Source organism: Alistipes provencensis (assembly GCF_900083545.1).
Taxonomy (GTDB): Bacteria; Bacteroidota; Bacteroidia; order Bacteroidales; family Rikenellaceae; genus Alistipes; species Alistipes provencensis.
Map to the genome: position 1 here is coordinate 1,598,991 of NZ_LT559262.1, position 14,539 is coordinate 1,613,529.

The 14,539-nt window shown below is 50.4% G+C and carries 10 protein-coding genes and 1 tRNA gene; 8 read left to right on the forward strand and 3 right to left on the reverse strand.

Going from position 1 to position 14,539, the window contains the following annotated elements; all coding sequences use genetic code 11:
- Positions 1–209 precede the first annotated feature (209 nt).
- Positions 210–995, forward strand: coding sequence for a hypothetical protein (locus tag BN5935_RS06405; RefSeq protein WP_064975382.1), 786 nt, complete (start codon positions 210–212; stop codon positions 993–995).
- A 58-nt stretch (positions 996–1,053) separates the two neighbouring features.
- Here BN5935_RS06405 and BN5935_RS14860 read toward each other — a convergent pair whose 3' ends face one another.
- Together BN5935_RS14860 and BN5935_RS06410 are read right to left on the reverse strand one after the other, a co-directional pair.
- On the reverse strand, positions 1,054–2,334 hold the full coding sequence (locus BN5935_RS14860; RefSeq protein ID WP_082944044.1) for a DNA cytosine methyltransferase: 1,281 nt from the start codon (positions 2,332–2,334) through the stop codon (positions 1,054–1,056).
- 222 nt (positions 2,335–2,556) lie between these two features.
- Positions 2,557–2,643 (reverse strand) — tRNA-Ser (locus BN5935_RS06410).
- 316 nt (positions 2,644–2,959) lie between these two features.
- On the opposite strand from BN5935_RS06410, the gene BN5935_RS06415 reads away from it, so the two are divergent.
- The 6 genes from BN5935_RS06415 (at position 2,960) to BN5935_RS06440 (ending at position 12,096) form a co-directional block, all read left to right on the forward strand.
- Positions 2,960–4,015: a hypothetical protein gene (locus tag BN5935_RS06415; protein WP_064975383.1), complete on the forward strand. Its 1,056-nt coding sequence runs from the start codon at positions 2,960–2,962 to the stop codon at positions 4,013–4,015.
- Between the two features lie 35 nt (positions 4,016–4,050).
- A complete protein-coding gene (locus BN5935_RS06420; protein WP_064975384.1) occupies positions 4,051–5,781 on the forward strand; it encodes an OmpP1/FadL family transporter in 1,731 nt (576 codons plus the stop codon).
- 97 nt (positions 5,782–5,878) lie between these two features.
- Entirely contained in the window at positions 5,879–7,363 is a 1,485-nt protein-coding gene (gene proS, locus BN5935_RS06425; protein WP_064975385.1) for a proline--tRNA ligase, read from the forward strand.
- Positions 7,364–7,687: 324 nt separating this feature from the next.
- On the forward strand, positions 7,688–8,959 hold the full coding sequence (locus BN5935_RS06430; protein WP_064975386.1) for a site-specific integrase: 1,272 nt from the start codon (positions 7,688–7,690) through the stop codon (positions 8,957–8,959).
- An 813-nt stretch (positions 8,960–9,772) separates the two neighbouring features.
- A complete protein-coding gene (locus BN5935_RS06435) occupies positions 9,773–10,060 on the forward strand; it encodes a plasmid mobilization protein (RefSeq protein WP_064975387.1) in 288 nt (95 codons plus the stop codon).
- Positions 10,061–10,524: 464 nt separating this feature from the next.
- Positions 10,525–12,096: a calcineurin-like phosphoesterase C-terminal domain-containing protein gene (locus BN5935_RS06440; protein WP_064975388.1), complete on the forward strand. Its 1,572-nt coding sequence runs from the start codon at positions 10,525–10,527 to the stop codon at positions 12,094–12,096.
- A 9-nt stretch (positions 12,097–12,105) separates the two neighbouring features.
- Here BN5935_RS06440 and BN5935_RS06445 read toward each other — a convergent pair whose 3' ends face one another.
- Positions 12,106–13,029, reverse strand: a complete 924-nt coding sequence (locus tag BN5935_RS06445) for an AraC family transcriptional regulator (RefSeq protein WP_064975389.1) — start codon at positions 13,027–13,029, stop codon at positions 12,106–12,108.
- A 122-nt stretch (positions 13,030–13,151) separates the two neighbouring features.
- Between BN5935_RS06445 and BN5935_RS06450 the strand changes: the two genes are divergently transcribed.
- Positions 13,152–14,534 (forward strand): sugar porter family MFS transporter, encoded by a 1,383-nt coding sequence (locus tag BN5935_RS06450; RefSeq protein WP_064975390.1) that lies wholly within the window; start codon positions 13,152–13,154, stop codon positions 14,532–14,534.
- Positions 14,535–14,539 lie beyond the last annotated feature (5 nt).

The following is a 14,539-nucleotide window of genomic DNA, read 5'->3' on the forward strand; positions in this document are numbered from 1 at the left end:
ATAAGTCTGAATATCCTTGCTCAACTGAGTATCAGAACTAACACTTCATAAACTCCAGTTCAGCCAGATCAATGGGTGTTCACGCTTCTACTTGAGGGCGAGGATAAAAGTTGTTGTCTGGAGGGCGGTGCTGGGCCTTGATACCGATAATCACTCCATGCCCTCTCTCTTTACCGAAAGAGGCTTTTTGGATTCTAAGAATATCATCTATGGACAAAGAGTATATTTTAAATCCCGATGCTAGCATAGCATATGAAGGAATTGAAGTTCTTACACCAGCCGAAGTTGCAGTTGCAATGAATTTCGCCAATAATGCACTGAGAGAACTGAGTGATACTACGATGCGTTTTGATATTAATATTTTCGAAACTCTTGGAATGCGCAATCTCAGTGGTATGATTGGAGAATATTTTGCGAGAAGTGTCATGAAATTGTCTGATGGGAAATTAGAATCAAATTTACATCAGGATGGCTACCCGGATCTACTGTTAGTTGATACACCTGAGAAAAAAGCATATTTTGAAAAATTATATTCCATAAAAGATGGACGAAAATATCCGATTGACAAGGAACATTTTAGCCCGTTTAAGTATGGAGGTATTGAAGTAAAGGCAACCTGTGGAAGCACGCCTTCTGCAGACAAAGTACCGAAACCCCTAATTGGAGAGCAACGAGTAACTCTTGTCAATGGCTTTGATTGGAAAGCCCATCATAGAACAACAAATCATTTACTTGCCATACTTTGGGATTTTATTGACGGCCTGCCTACATATGTTGCTGCTTTTTACCAAGATAGCTTAGAGATTGGCGATTGGGGCAAAATCGTGCAACCAAAAGAAGACGGAGGTAGAACTACAAGTGTATCTATTATGAACTCTGTTGGAATTAAAAAAATGTGCAATAACTGGGTTGCCGTTATCAATGACAGGCTGTATATTGACTTATTGGCTAAGCAAAAATGGATAGGATATAGAGTTGACAGGAATCTTGTTTAAACTCAATGAGGCTGACCAAATTTGGTCAGCCTCATTGTTTATGGTATATTATAGCAGTTTACTGTGAAATCTCTATTATATGCTTTACAATAACATCCGTCAATCTTGGCGGAACACTTTCTCCAATCGTATCACGGATTAAACCATCATTGACCATTTTTCCATTGATAACAAAAGAATATGGATAATCAGCTATGGTCTGTATAACTAATCCTTCATATAAAGATAAAACTCTATCTTGTGTCGGGTGTAGTTTATTATCCGAACAGGCATATTGAAAATTTTGTGTTAGCGTACTGGCGGGAACATCCCATGCCATTCTCTTATATGCACTAGTGAAAGCTTTCATTATGCGTTTTTCTCCCGTTTTCTTATCAACAGTATATGGACGAGGTAGTAAAGAACCACATTTTTCACAATAAAGAGGTGTATCGGTGTTTGCTTTATTTACACCTTCGGAATTGTGTTTCGTACCATGTAATCTGTTACCTTGATATAGACAAGAAGGATTAATACATTGATTATTCATTGCTGTTTGTCTTTCAGGAGTATGTTTTACCCATGTCAGCTTAGCGTCATCTAAAATAGGAACTTTGTGCAAAGGATTGTTGGGGTCGACATTATCCCCGGCACGCGAACTAATTGGGGCAAGTTTACCTATGACATCTCTTAATGTAAGCCATTTACTTACAAAAGGAGAGCCGTGTTCCGAATGAGTCGGCATTGGAATTAGCTGACCTTTATCTGAAAATTCTTTTATTCCTTTTTCATTTCGTGTAAGTATAGTTATCAGTCTATTTCTATGTTGTGGCACTCCATAATCTGCAACGTCCACAACCACTGGCTTACCTACATATTCGTCAAAAAGTTCTTTTTTTATATATTCAATGATATTGATTACATTTTCACCGTCTTCAATAATGGTGTTTATCATATTGGGGACATTTTCAAATATCACCCACTCGGGTTTTAACGCTTTTACGATCTCTACGGCTGGTATTATCAACTTATTCCGAGGATCAAATTGAGGTCGAATTCCTTTTTTGAGGTTGTTTAGAATCGTACCCATTCCATTTGATGACATTCCTTGACAGGGAGGAGTGGCAATTAAAATAAACGGAGATTCTTTATATGTCGATTTGTAGTAATCTATAATTTGCTCTTTTAGTTCCCAAATATCTCCACAGAATCCTTTGGCTTCAGGATAGTTATTTAAGAATAAACCCATTCTTTCCCGAAGAAGTTCGCAAGCGACTACAGTATCTATTCCGTTTGCCTTAAGCCCCAAATCTCCTATTCCTGATGAACAAAATAGACTAATTGCTTTTTTATTATTCATTAAAGTTATATAACTTAGATTTGCGTGTAAAGGTATCAAATTTCAGTGACATACATTGCGGAATTGACTTAAATATTTGTTATGGCGGGGAGCAAAAAATGCTGACCCAAAGAAAAGTTTTTCACCTTCTTCAAGTCAGCATAAATTTTTATTTTCAACCCTTTAAAATTGGGCGTAAAAAAAGTGTAAATCTCGCAATCGCTTGATTTACACCCTTTGTTGCGGAGAGAGAGGGATTCGAACCCCCGGTACAGTTGCCCGTACACCGCATTTCGAGTGCGGCCCGATCGACCACTCCGGCATCTCTCCTTTTTCGGTCGCGGGAGAAGGACCCGCGTCCCGGCCTCCCGGCTCCAAAACCGTTGTTTTGGGACTGCAAATATAGACATATTTTTTATTTTCGCACATTTTCATGCGGAAAAAATTGCAATCGGTTGAAAAAAAGCCATGCCGGGGCGTCCGATTCACGTTTTTCCGGATATAATACCTATCTTTGGTGGCGAGAGTCCCATTGCGCGCGTGCAGTATTTTCCGCGCGGGGCCGTTTATAAGGATGAAATGATACTAAAAGCGGTATGGTTTTCGTTTTTAGATAAAGAGTAACGCAAACAACACTTTCTGCGCTATGAAAAAGTTGAAAATTTTAATCGGAACCGTCTTGCTGTCCGCCGGTATGGTCGGCTGCACGTCGGCATATTATGCTTCGGCGGGGTACGCCTCCGACGACCTGTACGCCGTGCATGACAAGACACAGATCGCCCGCAAGAAACAGGCCGAGGCCGCTGCTGCCGAGAATAACTATTACGAGTATCAGGCTGCGGATGCGAATCCTTATGAGAGCGTACTGGCCGACGACTACGAAAGCGCCTATGCGCGCCGTCTGCGCGGCTTCGAGTCGCCGAGCTACAAAATGCCGTCGAGTTATCTCAACGCGCGTTACAGCAGCGCGTTCAATTACGCTTCGGCCTACGATCCGGCGTTCTACAACATCGTTATCTCGGGCGATCAGGTATGGGTCGAGCCCAAGTACGTCACGTCGATGTTCGGAACGTGGGGTACGGTCGTTTACGGCGATCCGTGGTACTGGGGCTGGAACAGGCCGTGGGGACCCAGCTTTTCGATCGGCAGTTGGGGCTGGAGCTTCGGGTGGAATTCGTGGAACAATCCTTGGTACAGCCCGTGGGGGCCGTGGTATAGTTCGTGGTACGATCCTTGGTACCGGCCCGGATGGGGCTGGGGGCCCGGGTGGCACGGCGGACACCATCATCACCCCGGTCCGGGTTGGGGCCCGGGGCATGGCGGAGGGCACGGGTCATACCGTCCTTCGACGATCGTGAACCGTCCCCGTCCGTATTCGGGTTCCGGCAATTCGGTGAATACCTATCGTCGTCCCGGAAGCAACGGCGGCTTCAAGACGGACGTTTACCAAGGAGGGAACCGGGGCAACCGCCGGAGTTCTTCGTCAGGCGTTTACCGTCCGTCGAACACCCGTTCGGACCGCAATACCTACAATCCGGGCAGTTCGAATACGGGCCAGAACAGCGGACGCCGCGGATCGTCCTCGTCGTCGAGCTATTCGCCCTCTTATTCGTCGCCTTCCTACTCGGCTCCTTCGGGCGGTGGCGGAGGTTCGCGCGGCGGTGGCGGCGGAACCACGGGTTCGAGTTCGCGGGGACGTTAGCCGGGGATAATCAGGTGTAAGTAAAAAGAGAAGCCATGAAAAAAGTATGGATAGCGGCTGCCGCCCTGCTGGTCGGGTGGGGCCCGGCCGCAGCACAGAGTAATTTTAACTACGAGATCGGCGGCATGATGCTGGGTAACGATGCCATGAGCCCCGGCGATCTGTTCTCCCTTTCGCAGGTGCAGTTCAACTTCAGCACCGCGCGTTCGATGGGTATGGGCGGTGCATTCACCTCCTTGGGCGCCGATCAGGCGTCGATGTCGATCAACCCGGCGGGATTGGGCATGTATCTCGACAACGAGGTGGCGATAACGCCGATGCTGAGCCTGTCGCGCTCGTCGACCGAGGGGATGACGCCGTATCAGGGCAATTCACGGAACCGCTTCGCGCTGGGAAATATCGGCGCCGTGTTCAATGTTTACGAAGGGTCCGGACGGTTGGTCAGCTTCAATCTGGGTATCGGCTACAACCGGCTGGCCGACTATAACTACAACTATTCGTTCCAGTACGGGGGTAGCAACTCCTCGATCGCCGATGCATTGGCCGTCCAGTTGGAATCCGGGAATATCGGCATCAGCCAAAGCGGTGCTATCAGTCAGGGCGGATTCACCAACTGGGATATCGACCCGATGTATTGGAACGGCGTGGCAGGCTATAAGTCTTACCTGCTCGATATGAACGGGGACGGGGAGTGGTATCCTTCCGAGATCGGCAGCAATGCGGTCATCGACGCGGGTACGTCGCTGCGCAGCACCGGATCGGCCGGCGAGTTCGATATTTCGATGGGCGGGAATATAGACAACAAACTCTATTTCGGGTTTACGCTGGGCATTCAGCGCATCTACCAGAAAAAGGAGTTCTATTACGGCGAGGCCTACTCCTACGGAGGCGGTAACGGTTACGGATATGGTTACGGAACCGGGGATCCTGCCGTATACGCTAACGGAGACCCGCTTTCCAATGTGATGCAGTCGATGGGTATGACGCAGACCTCGATCGTCGACGGTTCGGGTGTGAATTTCAAACTCGGGTTGACGTATCGTCCCTTTGCGGGGCTTCGTCTGGGCGTGGCTTTCCACTCCCCGACCTATTACTCCCTCAATCGCCGCTATCAGGTCGCCATGTCGACAATTTCGCTGGGGCCCACGGATGCTGACAAAAGCGATTTCCGGCCCCGTGAGTACACGTCGGAACAATATTCCCCGGAATGGCGCGACGAGAACGAATACTCGTGGTGTTTCGTGACGCCCTCGCGGCTGCTGTTCGGCGCCTCGTACACTTTCGGACGGGTGGCCGTCCTGTCGGTCGACTACGAGCGCGACTGGTACAACGGGATTCGGATGAAGGAGATGCCCGAGCAGCCCTCCGGCATGACGATGTATGATTTCAAGCAGAATTTCAAGACTTTTTACAAAGGCTCGAACACCCTGCGGATCGGTGCCGAGTTCCGGCCGCTGCCGATGCTCGCGGTGCGTGCGGGTTACGGGTACAACGGCTCGATGCTGAAGGACTCGGACATTATTCTCTCCTCTCCGGTCGTTTACCAGACGAATTATTATACGGCCGGACTGGGCATCAGTTTCAAGCGTGCCTACATCGACCTTGCATACTGCTATGCACGGAACAAGCTGACCCCTTACATGCTGTTCTACGGCAACCGGTACGACGAGGCCGGGGTCGAGCCCGATGAAATCCACACGAGCGGTCTCTACAAAACCGAGATCACCCGTCACAACGTGGCGCTGACGCTCGGATTCCGCTTCTAAAGGCATATACATAATAATTAAAGGTCTGTCGTTGCGACGGACCTTTAATTTTTTCGTATATTTGCAGTTCGAAATAAAAGTAAAAAATTAAAAAGATATGGCAAAGGAACTGAAAGACCTTACGAAGTCCGACGAGAACTATTCGCAGTGGTACAACGAGCTGGTCGTGAAGGCCGGGCTGGCTGAGAATTCGGCCGTCCGCGGGTGCATGGTCATCAAACCCTACGGCTATGCCATCTGGGAGAAGATGCAGGCCGCGCTGGACCAGATGTTCAAGGATACGGGGCATCAGAACGCCTATTTCCCGCTCTTTATCCCCAAGTCGTTCTTCTCGAAGGAGGCCCACCATGTCGAGGGTTTCGCCAAGGAGTGTGCCGTAGTGACGCACTACCGCCTGAAAAACGATCCCGACGGCAAGGGCGTCGTGGTCGATCCCGATGCCAAGTTGGAGGAGGAACTGATCGTGCGTCCGACGTCGGAGACGATCATCTGGAACACCTATAAGAACTGGATTCAGTCCTACCGCGACCTGCCGATCCTCTGTAACCAGTGGGCCAATGTGGTGCGTTGGGAGATGCGCACGCGTCTGTTCCTGCGCACGGCCGAGTTCCTGTGGCAGGAGGGCCATACGGCGCACGCCACGCGCGAGGAGGCCATCGAGGAGGCCACGAAGATGATCCATGTTTACCAGAAGTTTGCCGAGGAGTGGATGTCGCTGCCCGTCGTCGTGGGACACAAGTCGCCCAACGAGCGTTTCGCGGGTGCCGAGGACACGCTCACGATCGAGGCGCTGATGCAGGACGGCAAAGCCCTGCAGAGCGGTACGTCGCATTTTCTGGGGCAGAACTTCGCCAAGGCGTTCGACGTGCAGTACGTCAACAAGGAGGGTAAGCTCGAGTATGTCTGGGCGACTTCGTGGGGTGTTTCGACCCGCCTGATGGGGGCGTTGATCATGGCCCACTCGGACAACAACGGTCTGGTGCTGCCGCCGAAGCTCGCGCCGATTCAGGTGGTGATGGTCCCGATCTACAAGGGCGAGGAGCAGCTTGTCGAGATTCGGGCCCGCTTCGAGGCCATCGCCGCACAGCTCAGGGCCAAAGGCATTTCGGTCAAGATCGATGACCGCGACAACGTGCGTTCGGGCTTCAAGTTCGCCGAATACGAATTGAAGGGTGTGCCCGTGCGTCTGGCGATGGGTCCCCGCGACATGGAGAACGGCACGATCGAGCTGGCGCGCCGCGACACGCTCGAGAAAGAGACCGTTTCGCAGGAGGGGCTTGTGGAGCGCATCGAAGGCCTGATGACCGAAATTCAGGAAAATATCTTCAAGAAGGCGCTCGATTACCGCGAGTCGATGATTACGAAGGTCGACACATGGGAGGAGTTCAAGCGGGTGCTCGACGAGAAGGGCGGTTTCATCTCGGCGCACTGGGACGGCACGGTGGAGACCGAGGTGGCGATCAAGGATGCCACGAAGGCCACGATCCGCTGTATTCCGGTGGATGCGCCGGACGAGGAGGGCGTTTGCGTCTTCTCCGGAAAGCCGTCGCACCGCCGCGTATTGTTCGCCCGCAGCTATTAGTTTTCGATTTCAGGCGGCTATTTCCGCACATCCCTCGAGCGGGGCGAATGGAATGTACTCAGGTACTATCCCTTCGTTTTCCGTGAGGTGAAAAATGGTGTAAATATTGAGTTTTCAATGATTTAATATTTGCAAGAGTTTTCTCTTTTTGGGAAGGACCGGCATAAAAAGGTAATTCCAGACGAGGTTACGGTTTCCAGATCGTTACCTCGTCTGTTTTGCTGTATCTTATATAAGATATTCATTTGCAATTTCTTGCATCGCGTTTCATCTTGACAGACAACTCTGAAGAAATTAGTTTTAACCCCTAAATTTCCTCGGAGTATGCGCAGCACATTCAAGGTTCTGTTCTACCTCAAAAAGGACAAACACAAACCTCAGCCGGTAGTTCCTGTCATGGGCCGTATTACCGTCAACGGTACGATCTCCCAGTTCAGCGCCAAACTCAACGTACCTCCCCATCTGTGGGAAGTGAAGGGCGGAAGAGCCAAGGGCAAAAGCTTTGAAGCCGACCGTATCAACCGCCATCTGGATAATATCCGTATCCAGATAGGTAAACACTATCAGTCTATCTGCGACCATGACGAATATGTTTCCGCCGATAAGGTAAAAAATGCTTATCTGGGTTTCGGCAGAAAGTATAAACTGTTACTGGAGTTATGCGATGAATTCTGTAAGGATTACAAGACCCGTGTAGACGTCGACCGTACCATCCACTCCTTACTTCGTTATCAAACCTTAAGACGTGATTTGAGTCTCTTCGTCTGCCGGAACTATAAAGTCAGGGATGTCCCCCTTGCGGAACTGGATCAGTCTTTTGCGGAAAAGTTTACTGTCTATCTGAAATATGTCAGAGGCCTTGCCGATACGACGATCAGCGTTGAGATCAAATCGCTGAAGCATATTATCAAGAAAGCCTTTAACGACGGGCAAATAGACAAGAATCCGTTCGCCTATTACTATTATGTTGCCGATCAGCCGGAAATTGAATATCTCACCGAAGAAGAAATCAATAAACTAATTATCGGCAAAGTCAAGCAGCAGCGTCAGGATCGGACACGGGATATGTTTCTGTTCTGCTGTTTCACGGGATTGTCCTATGCCGATCTGGCGAAACTGAGTTATGAGGAGTTGAAACAAACACCGGACGGAACATGGTGGATTAGCAGTACCCGTCAGAAGACGAAAGTACCGTTCACGGTAAAATTACTTCCGGTCGCAAACGCAATCCTTGAAAAGTACCGAATAGAGAAGAATCGGCATAATCCGCTGTTTTCCGAGAATCCGGGAAAGGTCTTTCCGGTAGCGTCGCTGAAATCTTCGGATGCCAGCCTGAAACAGATCGCCCGACAATGCGGGATTGCGAAGAATCTGAAATTCCACATAGCGCGGCATACCTTCGCCACGACGGTTACCTTGATGAACGGCATTCCGCTGGAAACGGTATCAAAAATGCTGGGGCACAAATATACGACCACGACTCAAATCTATGCCAAGGTGACCAACCAAATGATAGGTAATGCGATAAGCCGAATAGAGGACCAAATTGGCGAACAGTTCCAATTTCCGACTCTGAAAAAAGAAGCGGTCGGATAAATTCCATACGGAGATTCAATCCGGCTCTTTTCCCGCCGGCAGGGAATTAAACGCCGGAGATGAGAATCCACAAGGCCTTGCGAATCGCCCGCAGGCGAGCCTTGCGTATTTCCATTCCCGGCGTTTTGCTGGACGCTACCGTCGGAAAAGGCGATATTCTGCGGCCCGGCTTTACAACACGCATCCCGGAAACCCGATAGTCGCATTCCGTGACCGGGACATCGTGTTCCAAAGTTCCATGATGGTAATTAGCAACCGATGCCGCCTTTCTGATTGCAGATTGAAATGCTTGCTGATTCCATCATTTTTGGATATTTAGAGGTTTTTATTGTTTTGCAGAAAGGATAATTTCCATATCTATAGATATTTATATTCCGATTCAGATTTCTGGAAATCTATATTTTTCTATTTCTGTACATCCCCGGATTTATCACTGGTGATAAAGTTGGAGAAATTGCCAGAGAGCTATAAATTCAAGTATCCGAATAATGAAAAATTCCTTTCTGCCGCAATATGCAACAGGGTAAAACGCTTCCGAACTAATGTCCGCTCACGACCGCTCCAGTCCGTTCACCGGGTTTTTTTTCTGTGCCCGACGGTTGTAATATTGCAACCGGGAAAGGCCCGTCCTCGGACGCCGCTTCGAAGGTTTTTCAAAGTTTTCACAAAAAAATTTCCGGCGCGGATTTTTGTTGTCGCCAGACAACAGCGAGGTGTACCTTTGTCCGACAAACTGCGTTTTGTCCGACAAAGGTCCTCGCTCTGCGAGACGGGGTGGCGTTCCCAAGTCACGCCACTTTAACTACCAATACTATGACAACCGCTAAAAAGAGAACCGGACGCCCTACAGCTACCGATCCCCGTATCCATCGGTACAATTTTAAACTTACGACGGAGGAAAATATCCGGTTTAAAAAGATGCTTTCGGAAGCCGGACTGGAACATAACCGGAGCCGTTTTATTGTCAAACGTATCTTCACGGAACGCTTCGAGGTCATCAAACGCGACCCGTCAAAGGGACAGTTTATCGCACGGCTGAATGACTTTTATTTCCAATTCCAAAAGCTGGGTAACAACTGTGCGCCCGTCAAGGTGATGTAATAAATATAGCGATGACAAGTTATTAGGTCCGTATTCTTTGAGAATGACCTATCACCAACCGACTTATCTGCAAGGAAAACCGAACAGGGAGTGTAGCATGTTGAGGTAAACCATAAGTCAGTCAGTTACCGGACTGCGACTGAATGGAGTGGTGAAAGACAGATATGAGGATAAAATCCGAATTGATTGAATGGCAGCCTGAACGATAATGGCCAAAACAATAACGTTAAAATAACTATACTCGTCGTGTCATAATACTCTTCATGCAATTTGTGGCAGGAGAGCAGAAGCTTATTTTTCAAGGAAAAGAGGATATCTCGGAAGAACAATAATTATGATAAACAATGCTCCAAGAGAATTACAAAACATAAAATTTTACATTCTTTTCATTCTATTTTACATTGCACAGGGGATGAATTAACTGTAAATTTGTCCCGGAAGCAAAACTTTTCCGCCCCTATACGATGAAGGCCCGGCATATCATCCTGTCAATCCTCGCTGCGGCGACGTTTTTCGCCTGCGGAAAATCCGACGGCGGAGACAATACCGGCGACAACGGAGACGGTACGCTCGTTATCGCCCCGCAGAACAACCTCTACGGTGTGATTTCCGACCAGACGGGAGCCCCCATACAGGATGTAATCGTCTCGGACGGCTTCACATGCGCCAAAACCGATGCCCGGGGCCTTTACCAGATGGCCTATGCCCCGGAGGCCGAATATGTCTTCTACTCGATACCGGCCGACTGCGAAATAGCGGTATCGACAGAAAACTACCCCGTATTCTACGCCCCTATTAACAAAGCGGCACACAAATTCCGGAAAGATTTCACCCTAAAGAAGACGGGCATAGCCGAAACACGCTTCCGGCTCATCGCCATCGGCGATCCGCAGGTCTCGATGGGCGATATCAGGCGCTTCCGCGAAGAGACGATGTCCGACATCCGGGAAACGGTCGAAGCCTCGGCGGAAGCCTGTTACGGGATCGTTTTGGGCGACATATCGGCAGATACACCCGATGCCTTCTCCCCTATGCGTGCAGAAATTTCGGCACTACCTGCACTGAAAACCTTCGTCACCATCGGCAACCACGACAAATCGGTCTCCGCCAGTGGCAAGGCCCCCGACGGGAAACGATTTTCTGCGATATACGGCCCCCTCGACTACTCGTTCAACCGGGGCGACGTCCATTTCGTCTGCATGGATAATATCCGTTTCAGCTCCTCCACCGCATACACCGCTGGATTCACCGACGAACAGGTCGAGTGGCTCCGGCAGGATCTCAGCTTCGTTCCCCGTTCGAAGATGGTCGTTCTGTTTTACCATATCCCGATGCGCGGAGCCTCCTTGGGCAACATGGCCAAGGTTTTGGACATGCTGGAACCGTTCCGCGAAGCCCATCTCATGGCAGGACACACTCATTACACGGAGAATTATATCGACACGCGACGTAACAATCTCTACGAACACATTCACGGAGCCTCCTGCGGGATGTGGTGGTTCTCGGATCTGAATGGCTGCGGGGCTCCGAACTGTTACTATGTCTACGACATCGACGGCGCGAAGCTGGCCAACGGCTATTTCAAGGGAACACACCATTCGGTCGAATTCCAGATGCGGCTCCACCGCGGCTGCGATGTCTGCGAAGGCACTTATGAAACGTTCACCTATGCGACACTCGGCGTGGGTTCGGATGCTTCGACCGTCATTGCCAACGTTTTCAATGCCGACACCGAATACTGGAAAGTCGAGCTGTATGAAGACGGGGTGAACCGGGGGCGCATGACACGCATCGCTGCCGTCAAAGACGACATGTGGACCCTGGGATACCATATCGGCATGCTGGGAAAAGGCCATACCGGAGGCAACCGGGACCTCTACACGAAAAACAACAAGCACCTATACTACGGGAAACTGAATAATCCGGATGCCGCCGTGAAGGTCGTAGCGACCGATCAGTGGGGCAACATCTACGAACAGACGGAATTCACTGCCCCGGACGATTATTCCACAGCCGTCAAACACATCCAGCCGTAACCGGCCCTACTAGACATCCACTGTTTTATACTTTTCATTATAACGCCTGCGGTATTCCCGGGGCGTTATATCCATCTCCTTGATGAAGGCTTTGGAGAAATGGAACGGATCGTAATAGCATAGTTTAAAGGCGATCTCCTTGATCTTCAGCTCTGAGAACTGCAGGTAGGAGCAGGCCCGCTGAATCCGTAGTTGGTTGAAATACAGAATGGGTGAATAGGTCGTCTTACGGATGAACAGCGCCGTGAGGTGCGAAGCCGAATAGCCCACGGCATCGGCGATATCCTTCAGGGTGGTCTTGTTCTCGAGATTGTCTTTCATATATAGGATGCTCCGCTCCACCACGTCCTCAATCCTCACGTTGTTCGTGATCCGGAACTGCGAGACATATTTGAGCGACGCCAGAAAATATCCCAGACAAAGACTGATATACTCCAGATTTTCCGGACTATAACCCATCTCGAGATTCCGGTAAATATTCTCGAACAGTTCGAACCGGGCCGCATGGCGGCTGTTGTCGCTCTCTTCCAGTGACAGGGGCCGTCGCATGATCGGCTCGAACATCCCAACGTTCTCACCCTGAAAGTGCAGCCAATAGATACTCCACGGATTCCTCAGGTCGGCCCCGTAGACATGCGCATCGCGGGCCGGGATAATGAAAAACATGTTTTCCGACAGGCTGTATCTCTCACCGCCGTACTCCACCCACCCTTTTCCGTTGCTGCAGAGGATGAGGATGTATTCATTGGCTCCGTTCATGCGCTTCCGGTAATGGAACCGGGCATGAGGATAATAACCGATATGGGTGACGTAAAGCCCCCGGGTCACCGGATTGGCAGCCTGCCAGCGTCTCGTACTGTAAGGTGTCACGATCGCTTTTTCGCCTTTGAAACCTTCGGCGATCGTCTCCCGCTCGCTCATTCCGCTGCTCATAATAGGATTGTATAGTGGTTGAAAGTGCTAAAATAGCAATATTTTACATGTTTTTAAAAAATACATACATTTTTTTTCTTTTTCGACTCCTTACATTTGCATATACCAAAACTACTGACAGCATGAGTGACAAACAAGGCAGCAAAGCCTATCTGGTCCTTATTACATTTATCAGCGCCTTGGGCGGGCTGCTGTTCGGATACGACTGGGTCGTAATCGGCGGTGCAAAACCATTTTACGAAGCATTCTTCGGCATCCAGCAGGCTCCGGCCGTCCAGGGATTCGTCATGGCGAGCTCGATTCTGGGTTGTCTGCTGGGCGTGACGGCGACGGGGTGGCTGGCCGACAAATACGGCCGCAAGCCGCTGCTAGCAATCGCCTCGGTCATCTTCATCGTATCGGCCGTCGGCACCGGAGCCTGCAACACCCTGCCGTGGTTTATCTTCTACCGGCTGTTCGGCGGCATCGGTATCGGAATCGCCTCGAACCTTTCGCCGATGTACATCGCCGAAGTCTCGCCCGCCGAGGTGCGGGGACGATTCGTCTCGGTGAACCAGCTGACCATCGTGCTGGGCATCCTGAGCGCCCAGATCGCCAACTGGCTGATTGCCGACCAGACGCTTCCCGGCAGCGACATTCTCGCCTCGTGGAACGGACAGACAGGATGGCGGATCATGTTCTGGGCCGAACTCGTCCCAGCCGTATTGTTCTTTATCCTCATCTTTTTCGTCCCGGAAAGTCCCCGCTGGCTGGGGACACGATTGAAATATGAGCAGTCCCGGCGTATCTTTACCCGCATCGGCGGACAGGAATATGCCGACAGGCAGATCGAGGCGCTGAAAAGCGTATCGGCGGAAAACAGTGGAAAGAGCGGTTACCGGATGCTCTTCCGGGGACGGTTGGGAAAGATACTGCTCACCGGCATCGTGATCGCCGTGTTCCAGCAGTGGTGCGGGCTGAACGTCGTGTTCAACTATGCCCAAGAGATTTTCCATGCCTCGGGCTACGGCGTCTCCGACATCCTTTTCAACATCGTCGTCACCGGTGTAACGAACGTCGTTTTCACCTTCGTCGGTATCTACACCGTCGACAGGCTGGGCCGACGGGCCCTGTTGCTGTTCGGTGCAGCCGGCCTCGCGGCGATCTACGCCGTGCTGGGTGCCTGCTACTATTTCGAGGTATCGGGATTTGCAGTGCTCATCCTCGTCGTGACGGCCATTGCGGCATACGCCATGACGCTGGCTCCGGTAACCTGGGTCGTCATCTCGGAAATATTTCCGAACAGGGTGCGGGGAGCCGCCATGGCCATCGCCACATTCGCCCTATGGACAGCCTGTTTCATCCTGACATATACATTCCCCGTACTCAACAGCAGCCTGGGGCCCTACGGCACCTTCTGGCTCTACGGTATCATCTGTCTGTTCGGGTTCGCCTACCTCTGGAAAAACCTGCCCGAGACCAAAGGAAAGAGCCTCGAAGAGATCGAAAGGGAGTTTACGAAATAAGCATC